24 protein-coding genes are annotated in these 23,865 nt (G+C 41.5%); 22 read left to right on the top strand and 2 right to left on the bottom strand.

The genetic code is table 11. The features are described from left to right. The first annotated feature begins 435 nt into the window (after positions 1-435). The 19 genes from G610_RS0112425 (at position 436) to G610_RS0112330 (ending at position 19,590) form a co-directional block, all read left to right on the top strand. Complete coding sequence (locus tag G610_RS0112425; RefSeq protein WP_026525064.1) at positions 436-1,473, top strand: virulence RhuM family protein; 1,038 nt, start codon at positions 436-438, stop codon at positions 1,471-1,473. 243 nt (positions 1,474-1,716) lie between these two features. Continuing rightward, on the top strand, positions 1,717-1,866 hold the full coding sequence (locus G610_RS20780; RefSeq protein ID WP_155831024.1) for a hypothetical protein: 150 nt from the start codon (positions 1,717-1,719) through the stop codon (positions 1,864-1,866). After that, the gene (locus tag G610_RS0112410) at positions 1,850-2,116 is read left to right on the top strand and encodes a hypothetical protein (RefSeq protein WP_026525063.1); all 267 of its coding nucleotides are present in this window, start codon (positions 1,850-1,852) and stop codon (positions 2,114-2,116) included. The genes G610_RS20780 and G610_RS0112410 overlap by 17 nt, the downstream gene beginning before the upstream one ends. 89 nt (positions 2,117-2,205) lie before the next feature. Then, complete coding sequence (locus tag G610_RS0112405; RefSeq protein ID WP_026525062.1) at positions 2,206-2,547, top strand: hypothetical protein; 342 nt, start codon at positions 2,206-2,208, stop codon at positions 2,545-2,547. A 16-nt stretch (positions 2,548-2,563) separates the two neighbouring features. After that, positions 2,564-3,271 carry a ThuA domain-containing protein gene (locus G610_RS0112400; protein WP_026525061.1) on the top strand — a complete coding sequence of 236 codons (708 nt, stop codon included), beginning with the start codon at positions 2,564-2,566 and terminating at the stop codon, positions 3,269-3,271. Further along, entirely contained in the window at positions 3,268-4,068 is an 801-nt protein-coding gene (locus G610_RS0112395; protein WP_026525060.1) for a sugar phosphate isomerase/epimerase family protein, read from the top strand. Before G610_RS0112400 ends, G610_RS0112395 begins: the two co-directional genes overlap by 4 nt. A 50-nt stretch (positions 4,069-4,118) precedes the next feature. Then, positions 4,119-4,508: a hypothetical protein gene (locus G610_RS20775; RefSeq protein WP_051197969.1), complete on the top strand. Its 390-nt coding sequence runs from the start codon at positions 4,119-4,121 to the stop codon at positions 4,506-4,508. Positions 4,509-4,780: 272 nt separating this feature from the next. Beyond that, entirely contained in the window at positions 4,781-5,539 is a 759-nt protein-coding gene (locus G610_RS0112385; protein ID WP_026525059.1) for a YwaF family protein, read from the top strand. A gap of 23 nt (positions 5,540-5,562) precedes the next feature. After that, on the top strand, positions 5,563-6,516 hold the full coding sequence (locus tag G610_RS0112380) for a DMT family transporter (RefSeq protein WP_051197968.1): 954 nt from the start codon (positions 5,563-5,565) through the stop codon (positions 6,514-6,516). A gap of 297 nt (positions 6,517-6,813) precedes the next feature. Next, positions 6,814-7,806 carry an ABC transporter substrate-binding protein gene (locus G610_RS0112375; protein ID WP_026525057.1) on the top strand — a complete coding sequence of 331 codons (993 nt, stop codon included), beginning with the start codon at positions 6,814-6,816 and terminating at the stop codon, positions 7,804-7,806. Next, positions 7,803-8,792: a FecCD family ABC transporter permease gene (locus G610_RS0112370; protein ID WP_026525056.1), complete on the top strand. Its 990-nt coding sequence runs from the start codon at positions 7,803-7,805 to the stop codon at positions 8,790-8,792. Before G610_RS0112375 ends, G610_RS0112370 begins: the two co-directional genes overlap by 4 nt. After that, positions 8,789-9,793: a FecCD family ABC transporter permease gene (locus G610_RS0112365; RefSeq protein ID WP_026525055.1), complete on the top strand. Its 1,005-nt coding sequence runs from the start codon at positions 8,789-8,791 to the stop codon at positions 9,791-9,793. The genes G610_RS0112370 and G610_RS0112365 overlap by 4 nt, the downstream gene beginning before the upstream one ends. An 11-nt stretch (positions 9,794-9,804) precedes the next feature. After that, complete coding sequence (locus G610_RS0112360) at positions 9,805-10,587, top strand: ABC transporter ATP-binding protein (RefSeq protein WP_026525054.1); 783 nt, start codon at positions 9,805-9,807, stop codon at positions 10,585-10,587. A gap of 284 nt (positions 10,588-10,871) precedes the next feature. Beyond that, entirely contained in the window at positions 10,872-12,566 is a 1,695-nt protein-coding gene (locus tag G610_RS22265; protein ID WP_026525053.1) for a leucine-rich repeat protein, read from the top strand. Positions 12,567-13,241: 675 nt separating this feature from the next. Further along, on the top strand, positions 13,242-14,309 hold the full coding sequence (locus G610_RS0112350) for a Fic family protein (RefSeq protein ID WP_026525052.1): 1,068 nt from the start codon (positions 13,242-13,244) through the stop codon (positions 14,307-14,309). A 22-nt stretch (positions 14,310-14,331) separates the two neighbouring features. Further along, positions 14,332-14,811: a GNAT family N-acetyltransferase gene (locus G610_RS0112345; RefSeq protein WP_026525051.1), complete on the top strand. Its 480-nt coding sequence runs from the start codon at positions 14,332-14,334 to the stop codon at positions 14,809-14,811. Positions 14,812-14,977: 166 nt separating this feature from the next. Further along, entirely contained in the window at positions 14,978-17,008 is a 2,031-nt protein-coding gene (locus tag G610_RS0112340) for a beta-galactosidase (protein WP_026525050.1), read from the top strand. 35 nt (positions 17,009-17,043) lie between these two features. Further along, on the top strand, positions 17,044-19,134 hold the full coding sequence (locus G610_RS20765) for a glycoside hydrolase family 3 C-terminal domain-containing protein (protein WP_051197967.1): 2,091 nt from the start codon (positions 17,044-17,046) through the stop codon (positions 19,132-19,134). A gap of 141 nt (positions 19,135-19,275) precedes the next feature. After that, positions 19,276-19,590: a hypothetical protein gene (locus G610_RS0112330; protein WP_026525049.1), complete on the top strand. Its 315-nt coding sequence runs from the start codon at positions 19,276-19,278 to the stop codon at positions 19,588-19,590. A gap of 83 nt (positions 19,591-19,673) precedes the next feature. Here the strand turns inward: G610_RS0112330 and G610_RS0112325 are convergent, their stop codons facing one another. Then, on the bottom strand, positions 19,674-20,087 hold the full coding sequence (locus G610_RS0112325) for an amino acid-binding protein (protein WP_026525048.1): 414 nt from the start codon (positions 20,085-20,087) through the stop codon (positions 19,674-19,676). Positions 20,088-20,157: 70 nt separating this feature from the next. On the opposite strand from G610_RS0112325, the gene holA reads away from it, so the two are divergent. Genes holA through G610_RS0112310 form a run of 3 tightly spaced genes read left to right on the top strand, consistent with a single transcriptional unit; the run spans position 20,158 to position 22,982 of the window. Continuing rightward, entirely contained in the window at positions 20,158-21,180 is a 1,023-nt protein-coding gene (gene holA / locus G610_RS0112320) for a DNA polymerase III subunit delta (protein ID WP_051197966.1), read from the top strand. Between the two features lie 48 nt (positions 21,181-21,228). Further along, complete coding sequence (locus tag G610_RS22260) at positions 21,229-21,921, top strand: DUF1653 domain-containing protein (RefSeq protein WP_051197965.1); 693 nt, start codon at positions 21,229-21,231, stop codon at positions 21,919-21,921. A 35-nt stretch (positions 21,922-21,956) separates the two neighbouring features. Next, complete coding sequence (locus G610_RS0112310; protein ID WP_026525046.1) at positions 21,957-22,982, top strand: glycosyltransferase family 2 protein; 1,026 nt, start codon at positions 21,957-21,959, stop codon at positions 22,980-22,982. A 58-nt stretch (positions 22,983-23,040) separates the two neighbouring features. Here the strand turns inward: G610_RS0112310 and G610_RS20755 are convergent, their stop codons facing one another. Next, positions 23,041-23,751, bottom strand: coding sequence for a phosphatase PAP2 family protein (locus G610_RS20755; RefSeq protein ID WP_026525045.1), 711 nt, complete (start codon positions 23,749-23,751; stop codon positions 23,041-23,043). Positions 23,752-23,865: the final 114 nt, after the last annotated feature.

The following is a 23,865-nucleotide window of genomic DNA, read 5'->3' as shown; positions in this document are numbered from 1 at the left end:
GTGATGCTAGTATTATATTAATGAAAGGTGCTACCGATAGACGGTTAGCCCTGTTTAATATGATTGGAAAAATAACCGCTCACACAACTTACCAGGCTGTGGCGGTTATTTTTGTGTCTTGGAATCATGCTTGCCAAACATGTAACCAAGACTGAAGAAAGTCGCACACAGCGCAAGCACTGCGATAAGGTCACTGATGGTGAGCATAAGCAAGTACCTCCATTATAGATTTCCCAAAAGAGATTTCTACGGTAAACAGAGGTCACAGTCCTCTGGAATAGGACTAACCGCCTACCGTGATTACTGGTAGCACCAAAAGAAATATTAACAAACATATATTCGATAGCCAACGGCAAATCAAAAGTTGCAGTGCAAAAATCATTAGATGAAACGCAGAAGTCATTTGACAGTTTGATGCAGGAGTATTTTGGATAAATGGCAAAAAAGAAGGAACTACAGGTATCATCATCTGCCGCAGAATATCTTACATATATAGCGTCAACAGGCGATTCGCCAGAGAGTTTTGAAATGCGCTATGAGGATGAAAATATTTGGCTAACGCAAAAGATGATGGCCTCATTATATGATGTAAAAGTAAATACAATTAATGACCATATAGAAACGATATATAAAGATGGTGAGCTTTCTGTGGATTCAACTATTCGGAATTTCCGAATAGTTCAAAGAGAGGGAAATAGGGATGTTTCGAGGAACACTCTCCATTATAACCTTCAAATGATTATTGCTGTTGGATTTAAAATAGACAACGAGAGGGCAGTACGCTTTAGAAAGTGGGCTGGCCAAATAGTCAAGGATTATATCATTCAAGGATGGGTCATGGATCCGGAGCGCTTAAAGAAAGGCCATAAGTTCACAGAAGATTTTTTTGAGAGACAACTGCAGCAAATTCGTGAGATTCGGCTATCTGAAAGAAGGTTCTATCAGAAAGTTACTGATATCTATGCAACTGCTTTTGATTATGATAAAAATGCTAAAACTACTCAGTTGTTCTTTAAGACAGTTCAGAACAAAATGCACTATGCTGTGCATAGACATACTGTCGCGGAATTGATTGTTGAACGAGCTGATGCTGAAAAAGAGCACATGGGACTTACTACATGGGAAAACGCTCCAGATGGAAAAATCCTGAAAGCGGATGTGACAATTGCAAAAAACTATTTATCTGAGGAAGAGATGAATTATCTTGAACGAATTGTCACATTATACTTGGATTATGCAGAACTTCAGGCTCAAAGACATATTCCTATGAGCATGGAGGACTGGGCAAAACGTTTGGATGGGTTCTTGGAGTTTAATGGAAATGAGATATTGACGGGTCCGGGAAAAATCAGCGCAGAAGAAGCTAAGCTGCATGCAGAGACAGAATATGAAAAATACAGAATAGTTCAGGATAGATTGTTTCAAAGTGATTTTGACAGGTTTCTTGAACTTGAAGATAAAATGAAAGAATAAAAACTAGCTTCTATTGAACAGTTAAGTGAATTTGCTGTGGATGAATGAGAAATGGCGAACATTTAGCGTACTCGCAAAGAGGAAAAATATGTCACATTTTGAAGATGCTATGCAGATGAATATAAATCTTGAGAGGCAGCGTATAAGCAGTAATAACGGATTTGGAAGATGAAGCTTTTGCTTGGGCGAACAAATTGTATAAGCTTGTCTATTCGAAGATGGATTATAAAGGGGGAATCAACCTTGTCAGAAAACGAATTCAACCAGATGATGGAAAAGGGCCTATCACAGGCTAAGAATAATGAGAGCAGGCCTGCGAAAGATGTCATATCTGATATTAGAAAAGATATCAGGGACTGGACGAAAGGAGAATCCCATGAACGGACCATTTGACAACATATTCGGAAACACACCCTTTGATCTTAACCGCGACGGACATATTGATGGCGGAGAATGGGCATTTATTAACGACACTCTTTTCTCTGATGACCTTGGCACTGATATAGATGAAGAAGACGAACTTGATGATGAGCTTGATATGGCAGGGCTTGATAGAGATGAGCTGGAGTTAATGGATCCTGAGGAGCGCTGGGATGCCCTGGAAGATGCAGGTCTTGATCCGGACGACTTTGAGGATTTTTAATAATTGAATATGAATAATCTTAACCGTGCAGGCTATGTAGTGATATGATGTAATTACGAATATTTTTTATCAGCAGGAGACTAACTAAAATGACAGGCAAATATCCGGTTATTACATTATGCGGCAGCACACGTTTTAAGGACGAATTTATGGAAGCGCAGAAGAGACTTACTCTTGAGGGCAATATTGTCATCAGTGTAGGTCTCTTTGGTCATTCAGGGGATCAGGAAGTTTGGGAGAATATGGACGAAGGCACTCTTACCAAGACCAAGGAGATGCTGGATGACATGCATAAGCGCAAGATTGATATGGCAGATGGTATTTTTGTAATCAATGTAGGTGGTTACATTGGAGACAGCACCAGATCTGAGATTGCTTATGCCATAGAACACGGAAAAGAAGTGAGATATTTGGAAGATATCAGTAAGTGAACTAAGGGAGACATAGATGATACGCGTCACGATATGGAATGAGTATAAGCATGAACAGGAGCTGGATATAGTTAAGAAGGTATATCCCGATGGAATTCACGGCTGCATCAAAGCTTTCTTATCAAAGGAAGCTGATTTTGAAGTAAGGACAGCGACATTTTTTGATGAGGAGCACGGACTGACAGAGGAAGTGCTTGATAATACAGATGTGCTCATTTATTGGAGTCACGCTCTGCAGGATGAGTTTTCAGACGAGGTTGCGGATAGGATTAAACGTCATGTTTTATCCGGAATGGGTCTTATAGCTCTCCATTCTGCGCATTATTCAAAAATGCTGCGGCTCCTTATGGGCACTACCATGACCCTTAAATGGAAACATGATGAGTCTGAAAAGCTCCGGTGCACGGCGCCTACGCATCCTATAGCAAAGGGAATCCCGGAATGTATAGATATCCCTGAAGAAGAGATGTATGGTGAGCCCTTTGATATCCCAAAGCCTGATGATGTTGTTTTCACAGGGTGGTTTTCAAATGGATATGTATTCAGGAGCGGATGTACTTTTACCAGAGGAAAAGGAAAGATATTTTATTTTCAGCCGGGGCATGAGACTTGCCCCACATACTATATTCCTGAGATACAAAGGATAATCGTCAATGCAGTGAGATATTGCAATCCGGATGGAATAGTAAGGTCACTGCCGCAAAATGAGGAGATAAAAGGATGAAACTTTCGGTATTCTATGATCATATAGTTGAGGCCCAGGAGCAGACGGGGAAAGATATACACAGCATTCTTAAATATGTGAAGGAATGCGGTATTGACGCGCTTGAAGTCAGGCTAAGCCACCTGCAGGAGGATGAAGAAGCAGCCGGCAGAATAAAAAATGCAGGGCTTTCAGTCAGCTGTATTTTTGAATTTTATGATATGGGAAAAGCAGATGAGACAGAGAAAATAAAGGCTCATCTTGATATGGCAAAGGAGCTTTCATCGCCAAATATCATGATCGTTCCGGGCTTTTTGGAAGGCGGAGACGTAGACAAACTAAAAGAATATATGAAGGATGAGGCGAAGCTTTATTCCTTCTTTGATTCGCATGATGAGGTAAAACGCATGGCGGAAGGCCTAAACAAGGCTGTAGCCATGGGTAAAGAAATGGGAATTACTGTTCTTTTCGAAGACTTTGACGACTTCTCATCTCCGATGTCAGGAATTAACGGTGTGGCATGGTTTCTTGATAATTGCCCGGGTGTATCTTTTACCTTCGATTGCGGGAACTTTATCATGCACGATGAAGATGTGCTTTTGGCATTCGACAAGTTTTTCCCAAGGATAAAGCACGTTCACTGCAAGGACAGATCAGCTGAAGCCATACCCGTTGGAGATGGAAGAATTCCAATAAAAGAAGTGGTTACAAGGCTGGTAGAGTCCGGCTATGACGGATACTTTGCCATAGAACATTTTGATGCAAAGGATCAGATGGGCTTTATGGGGAAATCTGCAATGTTCCTCAAATCTCTATGAGGAGAGATAAGCGGCAAGGAAGTGAGATATTTGGGAGAAGGTTCTGACAAATGAAGAAAATCTACATGTTAATTAACCTCATACCACTTGGATTATTCTACCTGTGGGACTGTGTGCTTGGGATTGGCATAAGTCCTGTCAGGCCTATGATTATATTGGGATTTTTGATCTTGGATATTCTTCTTTCTGAGAGCATGAAAGACTACCTGTTGTCAGGACTGATCCTTTTTGCATCATCGGTAATCGGAGTCATCATAAACACGACCTGTTACTATTACACAATCAGTAGTGACTTTGAGACACCTATTGTAGGTGCGTTCATAGCTATAGTTTATGCCATAGGACTTGCGCTTTTCATAGGTATTGGTGCGATAATTGTTCACTTTATAAAGAAAAAAACCGTCGATGAAAAAGAAGATGATACGGAGTTGTTTTTCTAAGCTGAGAAAATCCTTAAGAAATGAGGAAGACCGGTAGTCCTTTTTAGGGAACTACCGGCCAGTGTTATGAAGAAAAGTGTTTGAGGGGTGTTCATCCTTAGGGGATGAGGTTTCTCTACGTCCGCTAGCGGATCGTAGATGGGGGTTGCCAAGAGGTTCTGTGAACCTCTCGATGTATTCATGATAATTCCCCAACCTTAATTGAACTTTAAAGTAATGTGACGAAATTGTGAAAACTTGTAAGTAAGACATTTTAGGAGGTCATATTCTTCTTGGAATATTTTTGGAAGCAGCAGGATGACATCCCTTCGGGACTGGGATATCCGCTATTTGGAAAGGTACATATAATAAGCGCAGCTGTCACTCTGCTTGTTGCGGGAGTACTTATCTTTTGTATATGCCGCATGAAGTCTGACAGACAGCGAAGAGTACTTAAGGGGATTCCTGTCCTGATGCTGGGGATGGAACTGTTTAAGGATGTATTTCTTGTTTCTGTTCGCAGGTTTAGTTTGTGGTATCTTCCGCTACATATCTGCAGCATCGGAATTTTCATATTTCTTCTCAGGGAGTATCTTCCGGGGCAGAGGGCAAAGGATTTCTTTGGGGAGCTATCGTATATTTTGATTTTTCCAAGCTCTGTGGCTGCGCTGATTTTTCCTGATTGGACGATTTATTATCCTGCTTTTAATTTTATGAATCTGTACAGTTATGCGTGGCATGGGATGCTGATCGTCTATCCTCTGGCGCTAAGGCTTAACGGATATGTGATTCCTTCTATAAAAAGAATGCACTGGCCACTGCTGTTTCTATGCTGCGTAACGCCGTTCATATATGTTTTTGATAAGCTTTCGGGATGCAACTTTTTCTTTGTGAATTATCCCGTGGCAAACAGTCCCTTATCTTTTCTCGAATCATTTATGGGGAATCCGGGGTATCTGATTGGATATGCGGGGCTTGTTATCGCAGTGATCACGCTTGTATATTTGATGGATTCTATATGCGCGAAAGCACTTTCAAAAAAGAAATGCTGAATCCATCGGGAGGTTTTTAAGGTATGAAAAAAGAGAAAAAATCCATGTGGGCGTGGTTCCCCATAACCTTTTTGACGGCGCTTTTTTGCTGCGTTCTGTGGGGGAGTGCGACGCCTGCCATCAAGATCGCATATCAGCTTTTTGGAATAGGTCCTGATGATACTGCATCCAGGATCATGCTGGCAGGGGCCAGATTTTTTCTTGCAGGGGTAATGACAATAGGCTTTGGGTCGCTTCTTGCAAAGAGATTTCTTTTGCCAAGGCAGGACTCCTTTGGAAGCATAGCTGTACTGTCACTTTTTCAGACAGTGGGACAGTACTTTTTCTTTTTCATGGCGCTGGCACATATCACAGGTGTCCGGGGCTCTATCATCAACGCTGCAGGGAACTTTTTCGCTATACTCCTTGCTGCGTATCTATTTCATTTTGAAAAGTTCACTCTTAGGAAATTTGCCGGATGTATCACCGGCTTTGCAGGGATATTCCTGATACTTGGAGGGCTTAGTGCCTTTAACGGTGCGGAGTCTGTTTCTTTATCCGGTGAAGGTGCCATGCTTCTTGCTGCGATTTTCTATGCTCTTTCATCCTGCTGTATCAAGATTTATTCAAGAAAAGAGAACCCTGTTGTCCTTAGCGGATATCAGTTTATGCTTGGCGGATCTGTCCTTTTCATAATCGGTTTTACCATGAGTGGACATCTTATTTTTGGAAGCATTTCCTGTGTGCTGAATCTTATTTACATGGGCTTTATTTCCGCAGGAGCCTACACTCTGTGGGGGATTTTGTTAAAGCATAACCCTGTCAGCAGAATATCGATTCTAGGATTCATGAATCCTGTGATGGGTGTTCTTCTATCTGCTCTTTTCCTTGGAGAAAACAAAGAGGCATTTTCTATAACCGGCCTTATTTCTTTGTTACTGGTAGTTGCTGGAATCATCATAGTTAATACAGAGAAAGCGGGTAAGTCTAAAAGATAAAAAGTGAAAGCATGGGATCGCCTTGTTGTTGCCGGGGATGATACAGGGGTTGCCCTGATCCCGACTGAGTTTTACGTGAATATTTTGGATGTTTATATTACCGCTCACGCGCGAGGATTTTGCATGCGGGATCCTATGTAACCATCTGATCACACAATTGAAAATTGTATAAAAAATAGTTGCACAAAATGAAGCTAGCATATATAATATGAAAATATTTGTTAGATGTTGCTAACAAAACAAGTTGCAACTTATTCAATTTAATAGACAAAATATAGACATTACAGGAGATTAGATATGAAAATCAATAAGTTAATTAGCCTTGTGCTTACAGCTGCTATGGCACTTACACTTACTGCATGTGGACAGCCCAATAAGACAGCAGCCTCTGCTGAGGAAACAGTAGCTGAAAGTGAAACAGCAGCTGAAACTGAAGCATCTGCTGAGACTGTTACAGTTACAGATGTAAGAGGTGAGGTGGAAATCCCTGCAAATCCGCAGCGTATTGTAGATTTAAGCGGAAACAGTGATATTCTTTCAATCCTTGGATATAAGGTTGTTGGTACAGCGAACAGTGATGCTTACGACTATACAAAGTTCCCGGCGTACCTTGAAGAGGAGCTTTCCGGTGCTGAGATTTTAGGATATAGCATGCAGGATACAATGGATATCGAAAATGTTATGAATCTTAACCCTGACCTGATCATTATTTCAACAGTTCAGGAAAAGCTTTATGATCAGCTTTCAGCGATCGCACCTACAGTAATGATTCAGCTTGAGGCTCTTAACTGGAAGGACGATATTTACACAATTGCAGAAATCTTTGGTAAGACAGATGCTGCAGATGCATGGCTGTCAAACTATGAAGCAAAGGCTACAGAAGTAGGAAATCAGATCAAGGAAAAGTTTGGCGATGACACATCATATCTTTCATTCCTTGCAAGTGGTGGTCAGTTCTTCGTATTTACAGGTGCAGGCTTCGGTTCAGTTCTTTATGAGGATCTGGGACTTGCAAGACCGGCAGGTCTTCCGGAGCAGGATGACATCAGCCTTCCGGTAGTTACCTACGAAGGATTAGCATCAATCGAAGCAGATGTAATCTTTGCTATCGCAACAGACGATGATAAGGCAGACATGGATTCAAATGCTATCTATAACAGCCTTGATCCGGTTGTAAACGGAAAAGTCGTAGACCTTCATTCATCACCATACTTCAATCAGGGATATAGCTGTATTGGAAGAGAATTGTTGCTTGATGAAATTTCTGATATGTTAGGGAATTTAGAATGAAAAAAATTACTAGAGAAATAGTAATTCTATCAGCTGGCATCCCGGCTCTTGTAGTCGGGGTGCTAATTGCTGTTTTAAAAGGAAGCATGGATATAGGAATAGATGATATTGTAAATGCGCTATTCAGATATTCAGGCTCCCTTGAAGATATGTTAATAAGAGATGTATGTTTGCCAAGAGCAATTGCAGCAGTGATGGTTGGAGGCAGCCTTGGACTCTCCGGAGCCCTGATGCAGGGTGTTACCAGAAATCCAATCGCAGAACCATCCCTCCTTGGAATCAGTCAGGGGGCTACATTGGTGGTGGCTGTTTTTTATGCCTTAGGAAAGTCTGCCACCCTCTTTGGAACTCTTGGAGCATCCCTGGCAGGAGCACTTGTCACAGGTCTTGTGGTAATTATTTTTGCACTTTATAATCCATCAAATATGTCAGTATCCAGACTACTTTTAGCCGGAACGGCCCTTAGTACATTTTTGATTTCCATTACAAATATCATTGGCCTTTTATCAAATCAGTCTCAGATGATTGGTTTTTGGGTAGGCGGCGGATTCAGAAATGCAGGCTGGAGTGAAGCTGTACTTGCAATGGTGGTAGGCATCATAGCCCTTGTGATCGCTATATTTTTTTCACCCAAAATAAATATAGTTAGCCTTGGAGATGATGTTGCTACAGGACTTGGAGCTAATCCTAAAAAGGTCAGATTTTCCACATTACTGTTGATGATCCCTCTTTGCGCCATGACAGTTGCAGTGGGGCGCACTATTGGATTTGTAGGTCTTATTGTTCCTCAGATAGTAAGACTTACAATCGGTGAAGATTATCGCAAGATCATCCCTTACAGCTTTTTGCTTGGCTCAGTGCTTGTGGTATTTTCCGATATCCTGGCTCGCACTCTTTACGACCCCTACGAAATACCTGTAGGAATATTTACATCCTTGCTGGGCGTGCCATTTTTCTTATACATGGCAGGAAGGAGCAAAGGATGAAAAAGAAACTGACATTTATTATTCTGGCTCTGCTGTGTCTTATAGCGTTTCTGCTATCCATGTACTGGGGCAGTTATCGGATAAATGTATCGGAAATCTTTGCTGTGCTTTTAGGCAAAGGTGAAAACATGGCGAGAATTGCCATAATGACAATAAGATTGCCCCGTACCATCATGGCGATATTTGTGGCTGTGGGCCTTGCGACATCGGGAGCAATCCTTCAGACCATCACTAAAAATGATCTGGCGGACCCGGGTGTAATGGGAATCAATTCCGGCGCCGCACTTGCAGCAGTGCTTTTTGTAGAGCATCAGACAGTAGCTTATTACACAGAGCTTGGAGAATTTTCCATTTACATGCTTCCGCTGTTTGCTATAACAGGTGCGGTGATTTCAGCAGTTTTTATCTATGTGTTGTCATGCTTTGGAGGCTTTTCCAACACCAGGATGCTTCTTACAGGTATCGGTGTAAATGCCGGAATCAACGCCTTTATCAGCTTTAGAACATTTAGATTTGGAAACAATGAATACAACAAAATCCTTACCTGGACCACAGGTTCTTTGTGGGGCTCAGGCTGGTCCTATGTAAAGGTTATTGTTCCGATTATAGTAATTACTTTCATCATTGCAATCTACAATAATAAAAAGCTGGATGTGATGCAGTTTAATGATGAAGTTGGTACAGGTCTTGGATTAAATGTAGATAAGGCCAGAGTAGGGCTTCTGATTTTATCAGTAGTAATGGCAGGAACAGCTACAGCGTTTGCAGGAAACATTGGTTTCTTAGGGCTGGTTGCTCCGCATATAGCAAAGAAGCTTTTAGGAAACAGGCACAAAGCATTTATTCCTGCATCAGCCATGATAGCAGTGGTAATTCTCATTTTTTCGGATGCCATTTCAAGAAATTTGTTCTCGCCAATAGAACTGCCTGCCGGAATTACGGTATCAGTAATCGGTGTTCCATATTTCCTGTATCTGGTTTGGAAAAATAAAGAAAGTTAGTGGTGTAATATATGACAGACAATATTGCAATATCCGTAAAAAATCTGGATGTTGGTTATGACAACAATCTCATTATTAACGATATGAATCTTGATATCCCCAAGGGGAAGATATCTATCATCATCGGCGCAAACGGATGCGGAAAATCCACTCTTCTTAAATCCATGGGCAGAATGATAAAGCCGATTGATGGAGAAATCTACATCAACAATAAAGGTATCAAAAAATACAAGGACAAGGATCTGGCAAAGACAATGGCAATCCTTCCTCAGACTCCCAAATGTCCCGACTCAATCACTGTAAAAGAGCTGGTGGGCTTTGGAAGATATCCTTATCAGTCTGCAATGTGCGGAATGTCCAAGGAAGACAATTCCATTATTGAAGATGCCATCGAAAAAACTGAACTTACTGACTACAAGAACAGAGGAGTCAGCACCCTGTCGGGAGGTCAGCGCCAGAGAGCATGGATCGCCATGACCTTAGCGCAGGATACAGATATAATCTTACTTGATGAGCCAACCACATATCTGGACATGGCATATCAGCTTGAAATCCTCACACTCCTTAAAAAGCTTAATGAGGAGAAGGGCACTACCATTGTCATGGTCTTGCATGAGCTGAATCTGGCCTGTAAGTTTGCTGACAACATAATAGGCCTTAAAAAGGGCAGTGTAATCTGTCAGGGAAGACCCGCTGACGTTATTACTACAGAATGTCTTCATGCGATCTATGGCATCGATGCCTGCCTTGTTCAAAGTGAAAATGGTTATCCTATTTGTATTGATTTTAAGTAAAGATTTTATGGTAGAGATTTTTTAAATATATAATATTGGAAAAAATGATGCCGGAATGATTATAGAAATCGATAAAAAGCAGACTAAAGTAATGTGATGAAATTGTGAAATATATCGCTGTAGAATACGTTAGATTATGTAAAGTGAAAAATTAACTTCGATTAAATTTTTAAGTAATGAGTTGTAAATTGAGTTATAATTGTATTTGGTGCATCAGTTCAGATTTAAACAGAGAATAGATGCATCGGTGTGAAATAGAAGAGGTTTTAGGAAGGGGTTACACAATGAATAAGAAGAAATTTGTTTGGCTTTCATTATTTTTGATGGTGCTTGCACTGACCTTTGGAAAAAAGGATGTGCAGGCAGCAGAGTTTGTTTGCGGATTGACAGAGGACAATATTACCTGGAGTCTATATGATGATGGGACACTTGTGATAAATGGAACAGGCAAGGTAGGAAATAAGAGGCAATACAATGTTTATAAAAACCAGATTAAGAAAATTGTGGTTGGGGAAGGCCTTACTGAGATAGATGGTTTTTCTGATTATACTGCATTAGAAGAGATGGAATTACCTAGCACTCTCACCGGAATAGGGTATAATGCCTTTCAAAGGTGCAGCAGCCTTAAGGAAGTAAAGGTGCCGGAGTCAGTTACATGGATTGGAAGATTTGCATTTTCAGAGTGCACAAGTCTTGAGAAAATTAATTTTCCGGATTCCCTGGTTATGCTTTGGTATAGTGCGTTTTCTGAATGTACAAGTCTTAAGAGTGCAATATTACCATATTCACTAGGTGAGGTACCGAGTGATGCTTTTAAGGGTTGTACCAGTCTTAAAAAAGTGAGGCTCCCAAGGAAGCTTTCCCAAATTAATAGCAGTACATTCTATGGCTGTACTAATCTTACAGATGTAGAAATGCCATTGGAACTTGATAAAATCTGTGATAATGCATTTTGCGGCTGTCATAGCCTTCAGGGGATAGTTATCCCTGCCAGTGTTAAGAGTCTTGGTGGTAATTGTTTTAGAGATTGCTACTCACTAAGTGATATTGAGATGTCTGATATGCTTTTTAAGAGTCTTACTGATAATGATAAAAAAAATTATTTTGGAAATACAAAATGGTATCTTAAACAAACAGCGCCATTTATAGGAGAATCTAACGGATGCTCCTATGTGATTAATGCTGATGGTAGCATGACTGTAAATGGAAGCAGCGAGTTTAGATTTTATAAGATCGATTGGAGCTACGAAAGCGTGGTAAGCACTCTTATCATAGGTGCAAATGTAAAAAGTGTATTATTTAATGGAACCACTAATATTGAGAAGATAGTCAATAATTCTGATGCTGTGATTGGGCTTCCAACGCCAAAAGGTTATTCCTGGTGTGACATAAATGATCAGTCGTGTAAAATAAAAGAGCTTGGCAAGGGTACTGCTATCAGAGTGGAAGGAGATCTTCCGGAGAAAACTGAAGGAGGTTCTCAGTCAGGTAGTTCGGAGAGTGGCTCTCAGTCCGGTAATAATGGCAATGGCTCTCAGTCTGAAAATGCCGGAAACGGTGATCAGGCAGCTTCCGAAAACGTAAACACACAGCAGGCGGAAGAAACAGGTCTTAAACCGAATGCAAAGGCGAAGATTTCAGGTGGTATAACTGTTCAGGCCAGTGCTGACGGTTCTTCTGTTCGAATTATTTCTGCAGAAAACAAGAAGAAGCTTACAATACCCGCAACAGTTAAGGTTGAAGGTAAAGAATATCCCGTAACAGAGATAGCCAAGAAGGCAGTTACCGGCAAGAAGGTCGCTCAGCTTACTGTCGATGCAAGGAATCTTACTAAGGTTCATAAAGATGCTTTCAAAGGCGCAAATAAGCTTTCCAAGATGACAGTTAAGAAGGCTAAAAAGGGCACAAAGATTGCAAAGCAGCTAGAGAAGGCTTTAAAGCGAGCAAATAAAAAAGCAAAGATCAGTTATAAAAAGTGAGATTTTTAGCAAAAAAAATGGAGAAAGCCTTAACAAATATCAGGTTTTCTCCATTTTCATTTTATTTATTTTACTTTGACATTCTTGGATTTAGACCAGGCGGAGTAGCTCTTTACGTTTTTCCTGAAGTTCTTGTCAGTTGAATATCTGATCTCATAATCTGTAACGTCACTTGCATTTTTGAATGTGACGTCTACCTTTTTGTTCGTAAGAGCTTTTACCTTTGTGATGGAAAATCCGCTAACTCCCTTAAGTCTATTTAAGCATGGAAGTGATTTTTTCTAACCTGTAAATGATAAAAATGAGGGATGCCGGTAGTTCTTTATAAGGGTTACCGGCCAGTGTTATGAAGAAAAGTGTCATGAGGGGTGTTCATCCTTGGGGGATGAGTGTTCTACGTCCGCTAGCGGATCGTAGATAGGGGGCAAGAGGTCTTGTGTGCCTCTTGATGTATTTATAATAATTCGCGAACTTTATTGAACTTTAAAGTTATGTGATGAAATTGTGAAAAAGTTCTGGGAAATCGGGGAAAACAATATTTGACCTCTAGCTAAAGACAGGGAAGAACGCATATTTATTCTGTGAATATGATAAAATAGTAAGGAATTGTTAAGAAAGAAGTTTTGAAATACAGAAGAGAAGATGATTTTTCAGAGGGAGAATAAGTTGAAGGATATTAAAAAAGATCCATTTGACGAATATATAAAAAATTTACCTCCGACTCGCAAGGAGCTTGGGCAGGCGTGGTCTGCAGCTATTGGCTTGCAAGATGTTGATGGATTGAAACCATCAGAATATTTGTATGAGACTGCCAAGAAGAATATTGATGGCGAAATCTCAGTTGACGAAGCAGGAGAGCTTATTAACAGCTACTATGAGAGTAAAGAGGGTCATGTTGAGCATGGTACAGAGGAAGCCGATAAAGTTTCAGCCAGAATTGCAAAGCTCCTTTCATCCAATGCTTTTGTTTTTTCACCTGCGGAATATCTATCAATTCATAAAGAGCTGTTTCAGGGGATATACTCTCATGCCGGAAAACTGAGGGATTATAATATCTCAAAGAAAGAATGGGTTCTTGATGGAGATAGTGTTTCTTATGGTGGAGCTTCGAATCTTCGGGCAACACTAGATTATGATTTGGGGCAGGAGAGAGATTTCCGCTATAATGGACTAACTATGACAGAGGTCATACATCATCTGGCAGTATTTGTATCAAGGCTCTGGCAGATCCATGTATTTGGAGAAGGAAATACCAGGACAACAGCGGTATTTTTCATTAAGTATTTGCGCCAACTTGGTTTTGAAGCTGATAATGATTTATTTGCAGAGAATTCATGGTATTTCAGAAATGCGTTGGTACGTGCTAATTACAATAACATCCAAAAAGGTATATACGAAACCACTGAGTTTCTTGAGAAATTCTTCAGAAATCTGTTGTTAAATGAGAAAAATGAGCTTCATAACAGAGAAATGCATATTAGCGGAAAATTTTTATTGGGTCACGATGACCCGATAAATGACCCAATAAATGACCCAATAAAATCACTGGATATAGATGAAAAATCTAAACAAATACTTGAAATTCTCAGAGATAATCCAGGCATTACAAGGGGCAAAATGGCTGAATTATTAGACTGTTCTGATTCTACAGTAAAAAGGAAGCTTGGAGAACTGGCTGATAGAAATATCATCAGGCGAATTGGATCCAACAAAAAGGGAGAGTGGATTATCCAGAACATATAGAATTTAGAAATGGGGAAAAGTTTTGGAAATAGTTTTAGCTACTGAGAATGACAGAAAACAGGTAATGGATTTATACAATGAGCAAAAGGGCAGGGAGTTTTGTTTTTGGGATGAGGATTATCCATCAGATGAGACCATTGACTTCGACCTGTCCCGAGATGCTTTATTCGTAGTAAAAGAAAATGAAAAGGTCGTAGCTGCAATATCACTTGAAGAGGATGAAGCTGTGGACAGCCTTGACTGCTGGGATAAGAGCATATTCCCCGGCGGAGAGCTTGCAAGGGTTGCGGTTTCCCCATCGCTTCAAAGTAAGGGTATCGGCAGACAGCTCATCGCCCATGGCATGAAAACTCTTAAGGAGCGCGGTTACAAGAGTATTCATTTCCTTGTAAACAAAGAAAATAAAAAAGCCATTTCGTGCTATTCCCACTTTGGCTTTAACGTGGTGGGGGAATGCTTCATGTACGATCAGGATTTTCTTTGCTACGAAAAGGAACTGTAATAACCTTCTTTGTACTGACAAGGCTTCCTCACTACAACGGTCAGAACAGTTAAATCCTGCAAAAATAATGGTTTTTATTGAAAATTAAGGATTTAATGCCCTCTCAATACCCCGCAGCTGTGATAAAATATAACAAAATGGGCTATACGCAAAACAAGGAGGGGGCATGAGCTGGAACGAAAAAATAAACAAAATTCCTTATGGAGGTGACTACAATCCGGAGCAGTGGCCGGAGGATGTTTGGGAGGAGGACATGAAGCTGTTCAAGCAGGCGGGTATTGATACCGTTACGCTGAACGTTTTTTCATGGGCAGCTCTGCAGCCTTCAGAGGATGAGTACAACTTCGACAAGCTGGATAAGATAGTTAAGCTTGTCACTGAAAATGATATGAATATTATCATGGCTACGTCTACAGGAGCACATCCCGCGTGGATGGCTAAGAGACACCCTGATATTCTTAGAGTCGATTATAAGGGCAGAAAGCGTAAGTTCGGCGGTCGCCACAATTCGTGTCCTTCAAGTCCCACATATAAAAAGTATGCGCATAGGCTGGCAACCAAGCTTGCTGAGCACTATCAGCATCAGAGAAATATAATAGCGTGGCATATCTCAAACGAGTTCGGCGGCGAGTGCTATTGCGAGAACTGTGAGAATGCGTTCAGGAACTGGGTTTCCGACAGATATAAGACTATCTATGATGTGAACAAAGCATGGAATACCTCATTCTGGGGACATACCTTCTATGACTTTGATGAGATTGTTGCGCCCAACGAGCTCTCTGAGGAGTTCGAATTCATGGGAAGAGCACACACTGATTTTCAGGGAATCTCCATCGATTACAAGAGATTTATGTCTGATGCTATCCTTGATTGCTACAAGCTTGAGAGAGATGCCATCAAGGAGATCATTCCCGATGCCAACGTAACCACCAATCTCATGGCATTCTTTAAGCCCCTTGATTATCAGAAGTGGGCAAAAGAGATGGATTTCGTATCCTGGGACAATTACCCCGGACCTTCGGATTCACCTGCAAGAATTGCCATGAGCCACGATCTTATGAGAGGCTGCGGAGACGGTGCGCCTTTCGCACTTATGGAGCAGACTCCCAGCGTAACTAACTGGCAGCCCTACAATGCCCTTAAGAGACCGGGTGTAATGAGACTTTGGAGCTATCAGGCTATGGCACATGGTGCCGACAGTGTTCTCTTTTTCCAAATGAGAAGAAGTATCGGAGCCTGCGAGAAATATCACGGCGCGGTAATAGATCATGTGGGAACAGGGAACACCAGAGTTTTCAGAGAGATAACTGCTCTTGGAAAAGAGCTTCGTGATATAGGTAATGCCACCATCGGCATGAGGACTCATTCTGATGTGGCGATCATGTTTGACTGGGATAACTGGTGGGCAGTTGAGTATTCTGCAGGCCCCAGCAAAGACCTGGCTTACAGAGAGCTGGTTGGTGATTACTACGAGTCTCTCAGGAACATGAATGTCAATGTGGACATCATCGGTCAGGATGCTGACTTTAGTAAATACAGAGTTGTTATTGCACCTGTTCTTTACATGGTTAAGGGCGATCTTGACGAGAGGATCAGAAGCTTTGTGGAAAACGGCGGAACCTTCGTGACAGGATTTTTCAGCGGCTATGTTCAGGAAAATGACCTGGTAATAACAGGCGGTTATCCCGGCAAGCTTCGCGATATTCTGGGTATCTGGGTAGAGGAGACGGATTCCTTTGGACCTGATAAGTGCAACAGCTTCAGTTATCACGGACAGCGTTATCCCGCAAGAATCCTCTGTGATCTAATACATCTGGAGACCGCTAAGATGAAGGATGACTACGGATATCTGGAGGATTTCTATCACGGAATGCCTGTTGTCACCAGTAATAAGTTCGGAAAAGGAAAAGCCTACTATATTGCAACCTCATCAGATGAGAGCTTTAGAGCGGCATTTTTATCAGATGTCCTTGCTTCCTCCGGTGTGCATTCACTTATGTACGCATCAGAGGGCGTAGAGGTTACCAGCAGAGAGGATGATACCGCAATCGTCATTTATATTCTGAATCACGGCGATTCAGAGGGTATCTACGAGCTTCACGACGAGGGCATGGAAATAATTAATGGCATAGAATTTGGCGCAGGTATGCACAAGATCGCGCCTAAGGATGTGCATATCATAAAGATTATGAAGTAAGTGCAGCTGATGCATGTTCAGCAGATTGGAGATTTATGGAGGGCAGCATACAGACACTGCGTTTTAGAGCAGAAGAGATACTTGAAGAGCTGACACTTGATGAAAAGATCGGAATGATCCACGGCAACGAGCTCTTTAGAACAAAGGGAGTAGAGCGCCTTGGCATTCCGCCTCTTACAATGTCGGATGGTCCCTGCGGCGTTCGCGCGGATTTTCAGCCGAGCCAGTGGATACCTGTTGGCAATTCGGATGACTATGTTACCTACATTCCCTGCAACAGTGCCATCGCAGCTACCTGGAACAGAAAGCTTTCAGAGAGAGCAGGAAGTGTTCTTGGTTCCGAAGCAAGGGGCAGAGGAAAGGATGTAATCCTTGCTCCCGGTATAAATTTGAAGAGGACACCTCTTTGCGGAAGAAATTTCGAGTATTACAGTGAGGATCCGTTCCTTACATCGCAGCTTGCTTCTGAGTATGTAAAGGGTATTCAGCAGTGGGACGTTGCTGCATGTCTTAAGCATTTTGCCCTGAATAATCAGGAGAGCGGAAGACTTGGCGTGGATGAAGAGATAGATGATGATGTTTTAAATGACCTTTATCTCAAGGTTTTCAAGGATGTCATCGATGCAGCAAATCCCTACAGTGTGATGAGTGCCTACAACAGAATAAAGGGCGAACTTTGCAGTGAGAGTAAGTTCCTGCTTAACGAGACCCTCCGTGAAAAGTGGGGTTATGAGGGCTTTGTGGTATCTGACTGGGGCGCTGTCAACGATACAAAAAAGGCAGCAGAAGCAGCAATAGACTGTGAGATGTCAGTAAGGGATAATTTTGATGAATACAAATTCGCTAATCCTCTTAAGAAGATGGTTGAGGATGGCGAGATTGATGAAGCTCTTATTGATGAGAAGGTACTACATATCCTTATTCTGATGCTGCGCCTTAACATGCTTGATGAGGACAGACTTATAAGAAAGGATGCTCCATACAACAGCTTTGCCGCAAGGGCGGATGTGCTTGATATAGCAAGAGAGAGCGTTGTTCTTTTGAAAAATGAGGACAATACTCTTCCTCTCATCAGACCTTTGATCAAGGATAAAAAGATACTTGTTGTGGGCGAGAATGCTAACCGCACTCATTCCAATGCAGGAGGAAGTGCTGAGATCAAGGCACTCTACGAGATAACTCCTCTCATGGGATTAAAGGCAAGAGTCGGAGGCAGCACAAAGTTCGACTATCTGAGAGGCTATGCAAGCGCATTAAATGTAGAAATGGAAGCAGGCGGCACCAACTGGCAGGCACTCAGCCTTCAGAATTCCGGCGGCAGCACAGCTGATAAGGAAAAAGCAGATGCAGAGCTCAAGGCCTACAGAGAGAAGCTTCGCAATGAAGTTCTAGATGTTTGCGAAGATTATGACCATGTAATTTTTGTGGGCGGTCTGAATCATGATATTGATTCTGAGGGCGTTGACAGAGCAGACTTGGATCTTCCCTACGAGCAGAATGAACTTTTGGAAGCGCTTCTTGAAAAGCGTCCTGACACTGTTGTTGTTATGGTCGGCGGCGGATGCGTCGATATGACAAGATGGCTTTCAAAATGTAAAGCACTTCTTTATATGTACTACAACGGTATGGAGGGCGGAAATGCTCTTGCTGAAGTTATTTTAGGTGATATATCACCCAGCGGACATCTTCCTGAGACCTTCTATTGCAAGAAGGAGGACTGCTCCGGAATATCTGTTGGAGACTTTGGCGATAAGGAGCTTGTTCATTACAGAGAAGGATTTTTCATAGGCTACAGACATACCTGCAAGGAGAATATCCCCGTACAGTTCCCCTTCGGCTATGGACTATCCTATTCGGAGTTTGAGATTTCCGATATTTCATATAATACCGGAAGACATATTGTAAAGCTGACTCTTACAAACAAGAGCGATATTGACGGATCTGAGCTTATTCAGGTCTACAGACTTCCCGATGAGCAGATGCCGTATCTTAGTCTCGTTGGATTTGAAAAGACATATCTTAAGTCAAATTCGTCAATTACAGTGGAAATCCCTGTTTCTGACAGCACAGGAATAGGAAAATATGCAGTTGGAACTAATGCACTTGATCTTCAAGAGGTAAAATAATCGAATCCTATACAGCAAAATTTGCACTTTGTCAAGTACGAGTTTTGAACAAAATGGTTCACTTTTCGTAGTAACGAAAGGTGAACCATATTATATAATAAGGGTATAAAAATACATAATTGAAAGGACTTGTGGATTAAGATGAAACGCTTTATCGCAGGTATGATCCTTCTGGTCATGATTCTGCTGGGCGCTGGGAATATGCATTACAATGTATATGCTGCTACAGCGGATACAGAGGTGATTGCAGAAGATTCAAATAGATATGAGGAACTCGATGATGAGTCCACCGCTGATGCGGATGCTTCTGCTTCTGAAAATTCGGAGGAGGATGCGGAGGTACTTGGAGCTCAGCGAGACGATAATGATAAATTTATCATTTGTGTAGAAATTGCCATCTGTTTGATTTTTGCAGTCGGATTGATTGCAGCAGGAAAAAGCGGGTATGAAAATTAAATATATTATCTAACTAAAAACGCGGGCTGGGGAGCTCGCGTTTTTTCTTTAAATCAATTAAATTTTATCTTATATATTTCCTTTTAATTCTCACCAATGCAGTTATAACCTTTATTGATAAGGATGTTCTCAACTGCGTGGACATCATCGGTATGCATTACCATAATAGGAAGACCGGATTCGCGGTTGAATGACAGATATGTGTAATTTACGTTGATATTGCTCTCGTAAAGAGAATTAAGTATCTTGTCAAAGGCACCGACTTCATCAGGGCACTCAATAGCAAGAACAGAAGTGGTCTTACAGATAAAATCTGCGGCTTTGAGAACCTCAACGCAGCGATAGGGATCGGATACTACCATACGAATGATTCCGAACTCGGCTGTATCATTGGTAACGGATCCTAAGATGTTAATGTCATTTTCTCTAAGGATACCGGTAATTGTCTTGAAGCATCCTTTTTTGTTTTCAGCATAAATAGAAACCTGTTTCAGCATTTTTTTACCCTCCCGATATGTTATAATACAACATGTTGTAAGAATGAAGCAAGGGTATTAGGATTATAGTATGGCTGCAAAGAAGACGACGGATTATCCCGTAAAGCAAAGACAGATTAATGAAGATATAGCAAACGGAAGCTTTAAGCCCTGCTATCTGATTTACGGAGATGAGGCTTATCTAAGGCTCCAGAACAGGGACAAGCTTGAAAAGGCGCTGCTTGGCGGCGGAGATAAGATGAACCTTCAGCATTACGAAGGCGCCAATCTTAATCCTCTTGAGATAATCGATATGGCAGAGACCCTTCCTTTTTTTGCAGAGAGAAGAGTTATAATTATTGAAAACAGTGGCTTTTTCAAAAGCGGATGCCCTGAGCTTGCCGACTATCTGAAAAGCCCATCAGAGACCACAGTTTTTCTCTTTGTGGAATCAGCTGTTGATAAGAGAAAAGATATGTACAAGGCAGTCCATAAGATCGGCCTTGATATAAGCTGCGATACTCCTGACGAGCAGATGCTTGGTCGCTGGATCGTATCAAGACTCGGTGCAGAGAAAAAACGAATCTCTCCAAGAGCTATCGCATATTTTATAAATCGCGTGGGCACCGATATGTCCAATATGGCCAACGAGATGGAGAAGCTTATCTGCTATTGCATTGACAGGGACGAGGTCACAGAGGCGGATATTGATGCTATCTGCGCTAACTGGCTTACCAGCAGGATATTCGAGATGACGGATGCCATCGTTCAGAAGAACCAGAAAAAGGCCATGGATATCTACTACGAGCTGATCGCATTAAAGACAGCTCCTGAGCAGATTCTGGCGCTGATTTCGAGACAGTTTAATCTGCTTCTTATTACAAAAGAGATGACGGAGATGGGACGCCCGCAGAATGCCATAGCATCGGCGCTGTCCTTGCCGCCTTTTATAGCTTCCAAATATATAGGCTGGGTAAAGGGCTATACGAGAGACGGCATCAAGGCTTCTCTTGATATGTGCCTTGAGAGCGACGCAGCAGTTAAATCAGGAAAACTTGACCATACAATAAGTATCGAGATGATCATTATTAAGGCATCATCGAGAACAGAGTAATCGGTTTATATGGTATAATGCTAATTGCAAAGGGGGAATAATGGACTTATGAGAAAACCATTACCACAGGAATTATACAGACACTTTAAGGGTGGGAAATATCAGGTTATCACCATCGCAAGGGATGCTGATACCGGTGAGGAGTACGTAATCTATCAGGCTTTATACGGAGAGTTTACGGTTTATTCCCGTCCTCTTTCAGAGTTTGTTTCAGAGGTGGATCACGAGAAATATCCAAACGCAGATCAGAGAATGCGTTTCGAGCTTTTTACACCGGGACATGACGACACCGCAGATACCATGGATCATGTGGAGGAGAAGAAGGCTGCGCCTGTGAAGAAGGAGGAAGCCAAAGCGATCGTTCCCGAAAAGAAGGAAGAGCCCGAGAAAAAGAGTCTCATAGATTGGGGCAAAAAAGAAGAACCTGAAAAGAAGTCTAACGTGGTTACTCCCGATGAAGGTGCTGTTAACAGTAATTACATGAATCGCACCATTGAGGAAGAGGCTGAGGATTTTGGCATGAATCCTCTTGTGGTTCGTTTCCTTGACGCTGATACATGTGCTGCAAGACTTGAAGTGCTGAACCTCTTAAGACCCGTTGTCACAAACGAGATGATAGATGTGATGGCTATGGCGATTGACACCGAGATCCCCGGGGATGATCCCGATGAGAGATGCGCCGAGCTTAGAGAGTGCCTTCTTACGAAGCAGAGATTTGAAGTATCAAGACTTCGCAGTTAATATAGAGAAATTTTTATAAGGAGATATGGGAGAAGATGAAGTTACTTAGTATTGCAATTCCTTGTTACAATTCGCAGGATTATATGAGGAAGTGCATTGAGTCCCTTCTTGTTGGAGGAGAGGATGTTGAGATTCTGATAGTAGATGATGGTTCAAAGGATGATACTGCCAAGATAGCAGATGAATATGCCGAGAAATATCCTACTATCTGTAAGGCTATTCACAAGCCCAACGGCGGCCACGGCTCAGCTGTAAACGCAGGACTTGAGAATGCTACAGGCTTGTATTTTAAGGTTGTTGACAGTGATGACTGGGTAAAGGAGATCGCATACAGGAAAATTCTTACTACCCTTGAGGAGTTCGTGGGCGGTAATGACAGACTGGATCTTCTTATCAGCAATTTCGTATATAACAAAGAGGGCGAGCAGAGACACAAGGTTATGAGATATAACCGAATGTTCCCTATCGAGGAGCTTTTCACCTGGGATGATGTAAAGAGGGTTTCCATCGGACATTATCTTCTTATGCATTCCGTTATTTTCAGAACAAAGCTTCTTAAGGACTGCGGACTTAAGCTCCCTGAGCACTGCTTCTATGTAGATAACATCTATGTATTTAATCCGCTTCCTTTTGTTAAGACCATGTACTATCTGGATGTGAACTTCTACTATTACTACATCGGAAGATCAGATCAGTCCGTTAATCAGCAGATCATGATCTCTCGAATTGATCAGCAGATCCGTGTAAATAAGCTCATGGTTGACTACTATGTTGAGAACATCGGAATGATCAAGTCCAACAGGAAACGTCATCATTACATGTTCAACTATCTTGAGATCATTACTGCGATCTCCACCATACTTATGCTTGCTTCGGGAACCAGTGAGAATCTCGAGAAGAGAAAAGAACTCATGAATTATATCAAGAAAAAGAGCCTGCTTCTTTACTGCAAGCTCAGATACAGAATCGAGGGTGTATTCGTTTATCTGCCGGGTAAGGGCGGAAGGAAGATCACTCTTGCAGGTTACAAGCTTGCTCAGAGACTGTATAACTTCAACTGATAAAAAGAAAAGATTAATATGAAAACGCCGGCATTTAACTGCCGGCGTTAATTTTTTGTTACATTCTGTAGGTCTTAAGCTTAGCTTCATGACGGGCGTATGCGTTAACGATAAGCTCGCTCTTATAAACCACAAGGTTCATAACGATTGCAAAGAGGACTCCGCCAAGTACATCGATTACTGAGTGCTGCTTGATAAACATTGTAGAGAGCACGATCAGAATACTAAATACCAGTGAGAAACGCTTAATGCCTTTGCCATATCTGCTTGAATTAGCAACCGCGATATGTGTTCCAATGGCATTGTACACATGGATGCTGGGCCAGAGATTAGTGGGTGTATCTGTCATATACAGATGAGAGATCATAGCTGTAAACACGTTATCTCTGGGCATTACCACAGGTCTTAAATACTGAATATTGGGCCATAATGATGAGATTATCAAAAAGGCTGTCATTCCGGTAAAGAGGAATGCTGCATTCTTGAAGAAATCTTCCATGTCATACATAAGCAGGAACATTACGAAGAATATGGCACAATATGCAAACCAACCAAGATATGGAATTATAAAAATCTCTAAAAACGGAATTTTGTCATCAAGTGCTGCATGTATCTCTGTGTAGTGTACTGCATTTGTGTTCTCCAAATGGAAGAACCAGACAAAATAAATAACCGCATATATGAGAACGAATATCGTACATTTGATAGTTTCAAGCTGACGCTCTTTGGTCCAAGGCTTGTCAAAGTACTTCGATAAACTTTTTTTCATTTAAAAAAACACCTTATTAAGTATAGATATTACAAAATGTTACCTTTATGAAGTAATATAGAACAAAGCTGAGGATTTTTCAAACATAAAAGTGACTAAAAATCATTAAATAAT

Source organism: Butyrivibrio sp. MB2005, assembly GCF_000424285.1.
GTDB lineage: Bacteria > Bacillota > Clostridia > Lachnospirales > Lachnospiraceae > Butyrivibrio.
Note: the sequence above shows the minus strand (reverse complement) of the source record. Positions and strands in the feature narration are given on the sequence as shown.

Excerpts from the sequence above, each read along its gene's own strand:
- G610_RS0112395 (WP_026525060.1), top strand. The coding sequence starts at position 3,268 with ATGAAACTTTCGGTATTCTATGATCATATAGTTGAGGCCCAGGAGCAG.
- G610_RS20765 (WP_051197967.1), top strand. The coding sequence starts at position 17,044 with ATGGAGGGCAGCATACAGACACTGCGTTTTAGAGCAGAAGAGATACTT.
- G610_RS0112310 (WP_026525046.1), top strand. The coding sequence starts at position 21,957 with ATGAAGTTACTTAGTATTGCAATTCCTTGTTACAATTCGCAGGATTAT.
- G610_RS0112380 (WP_051197968.1), top strand. The coding sequence starts at position 5,563 with ATGAAAAAAGAGAAAAAATCCATGTGGGCGTGGTTCCCCATAACCTTT.
- G610_RS0112410 (WP_026525063.1), top strand. The coding sequence starts at position 1,850 with ATGAACGGACCATTTGACAACATATTCGGAAACACACCCTTTGATCTT.
- G610_RS0112405 (WP_026525062.1), top strand. The coding sequence starts at position 2,206 with ATGACAGGCAAATATCCGGTTATTACATTATGCGGCAGCACACGTTTT.
- G610_RS0112340 (WP_026525050.1), top strand. The coding sequence starts at position 14,978 with ATGAGCTGGAACGAAAAAATAAACAAAATTCCTTATGGAGGTGACTAC.
- G610_RS0112360 (WP_026525054.1), top strand. The coding sequence starts at position 9,805 with ATGACAGACAATATTGCAATATCCGTAAAAAATCTGGATGTTGGTTAT.
- G610_RS0112330 (WP_026525049.1), top strand. The coding sequence starts at position 19,276 with ATGAAACGCTTTATCGCAGGTATGATCCTTCTGGTCATGATTCTGCTG.
- G610_RS0112365 (WP_026525055.1), top strand. The coding sequence starts at position 8,789 with ATGAAAAAGAAACTGACATTTATTATTCTGGCTCTGCTGTGTCTTATA.
- G610_RS22260 (WP_051197965.1), top strand. The coding sequence starts at position 21,229 with ATGAGAAAACCATTACCACAGGAATTATACAGACACTTTAAGGGTGGG.
- G610_RS0112425 (WP_026525064.1), top strand. The coding sequence starts at position 436 with ATGGCAAAAAAGAAGGAACTACAGGTATCATCATCTGCCGCAGAATAT.
- holA (WP_051197966.1), top strand. The coding sequence starts at position 20,158 with ATGGCTGCAAAGAAGACGACGGATTATCCCGTAAAGCAAAGACAGATT.
- G610_RS0112325 (WP_026525048.1), bottom strand. The coding sequence starts at position 20,087 with ATGCTGAAACAGGTTTCTATTTATGCTGAAAACAAAAAAGGATGCTTC.
- G610_RS22265 (WP_026525053.1), top strand. The coding sequence starts at position 10,872 with ATGAATAAGAAGAAATTTGTTTGGCTTTCATTATTTTTGATGGTGCTT.
- G610_RS20775 (WP_051197969.1), top strand. The coding sequence starts at position 4,119 with ATGAAGAAAATCTACATGTTAATTAACCTCATACCACTTGGATTATTC.
- G610_RS0112370 (WP_026525056.1), top strand. The coding sequence starts at position 7,803 with ATGAAAAAAATTACTAGAGAAATAGTAATTCTATCAGCTGGCATCCCG.
- G610_RS0112400 (WP_026525061.1), top strand. The coding sequence starts at position 2,564 with ATGATACGCGTCACGATATGGAATGAGTATAAGCATGAACAGGAGCTG.
- G610_RS0112375 (WP_026525057.1), top strand. The coding sequence starts at position 6,814 with ATGAAAATCAATAAGTTAATTAGCCTTGTGCTTACAGCTGCTATGGCA.
- G610_RS20755 (WP_026525045.1), bottom strand. The coding sequence starts at position 23,751 with ATGAAAAAAAGTTTATCGAAGTACTTTGACAAGCCTTGGACCAAAGAG.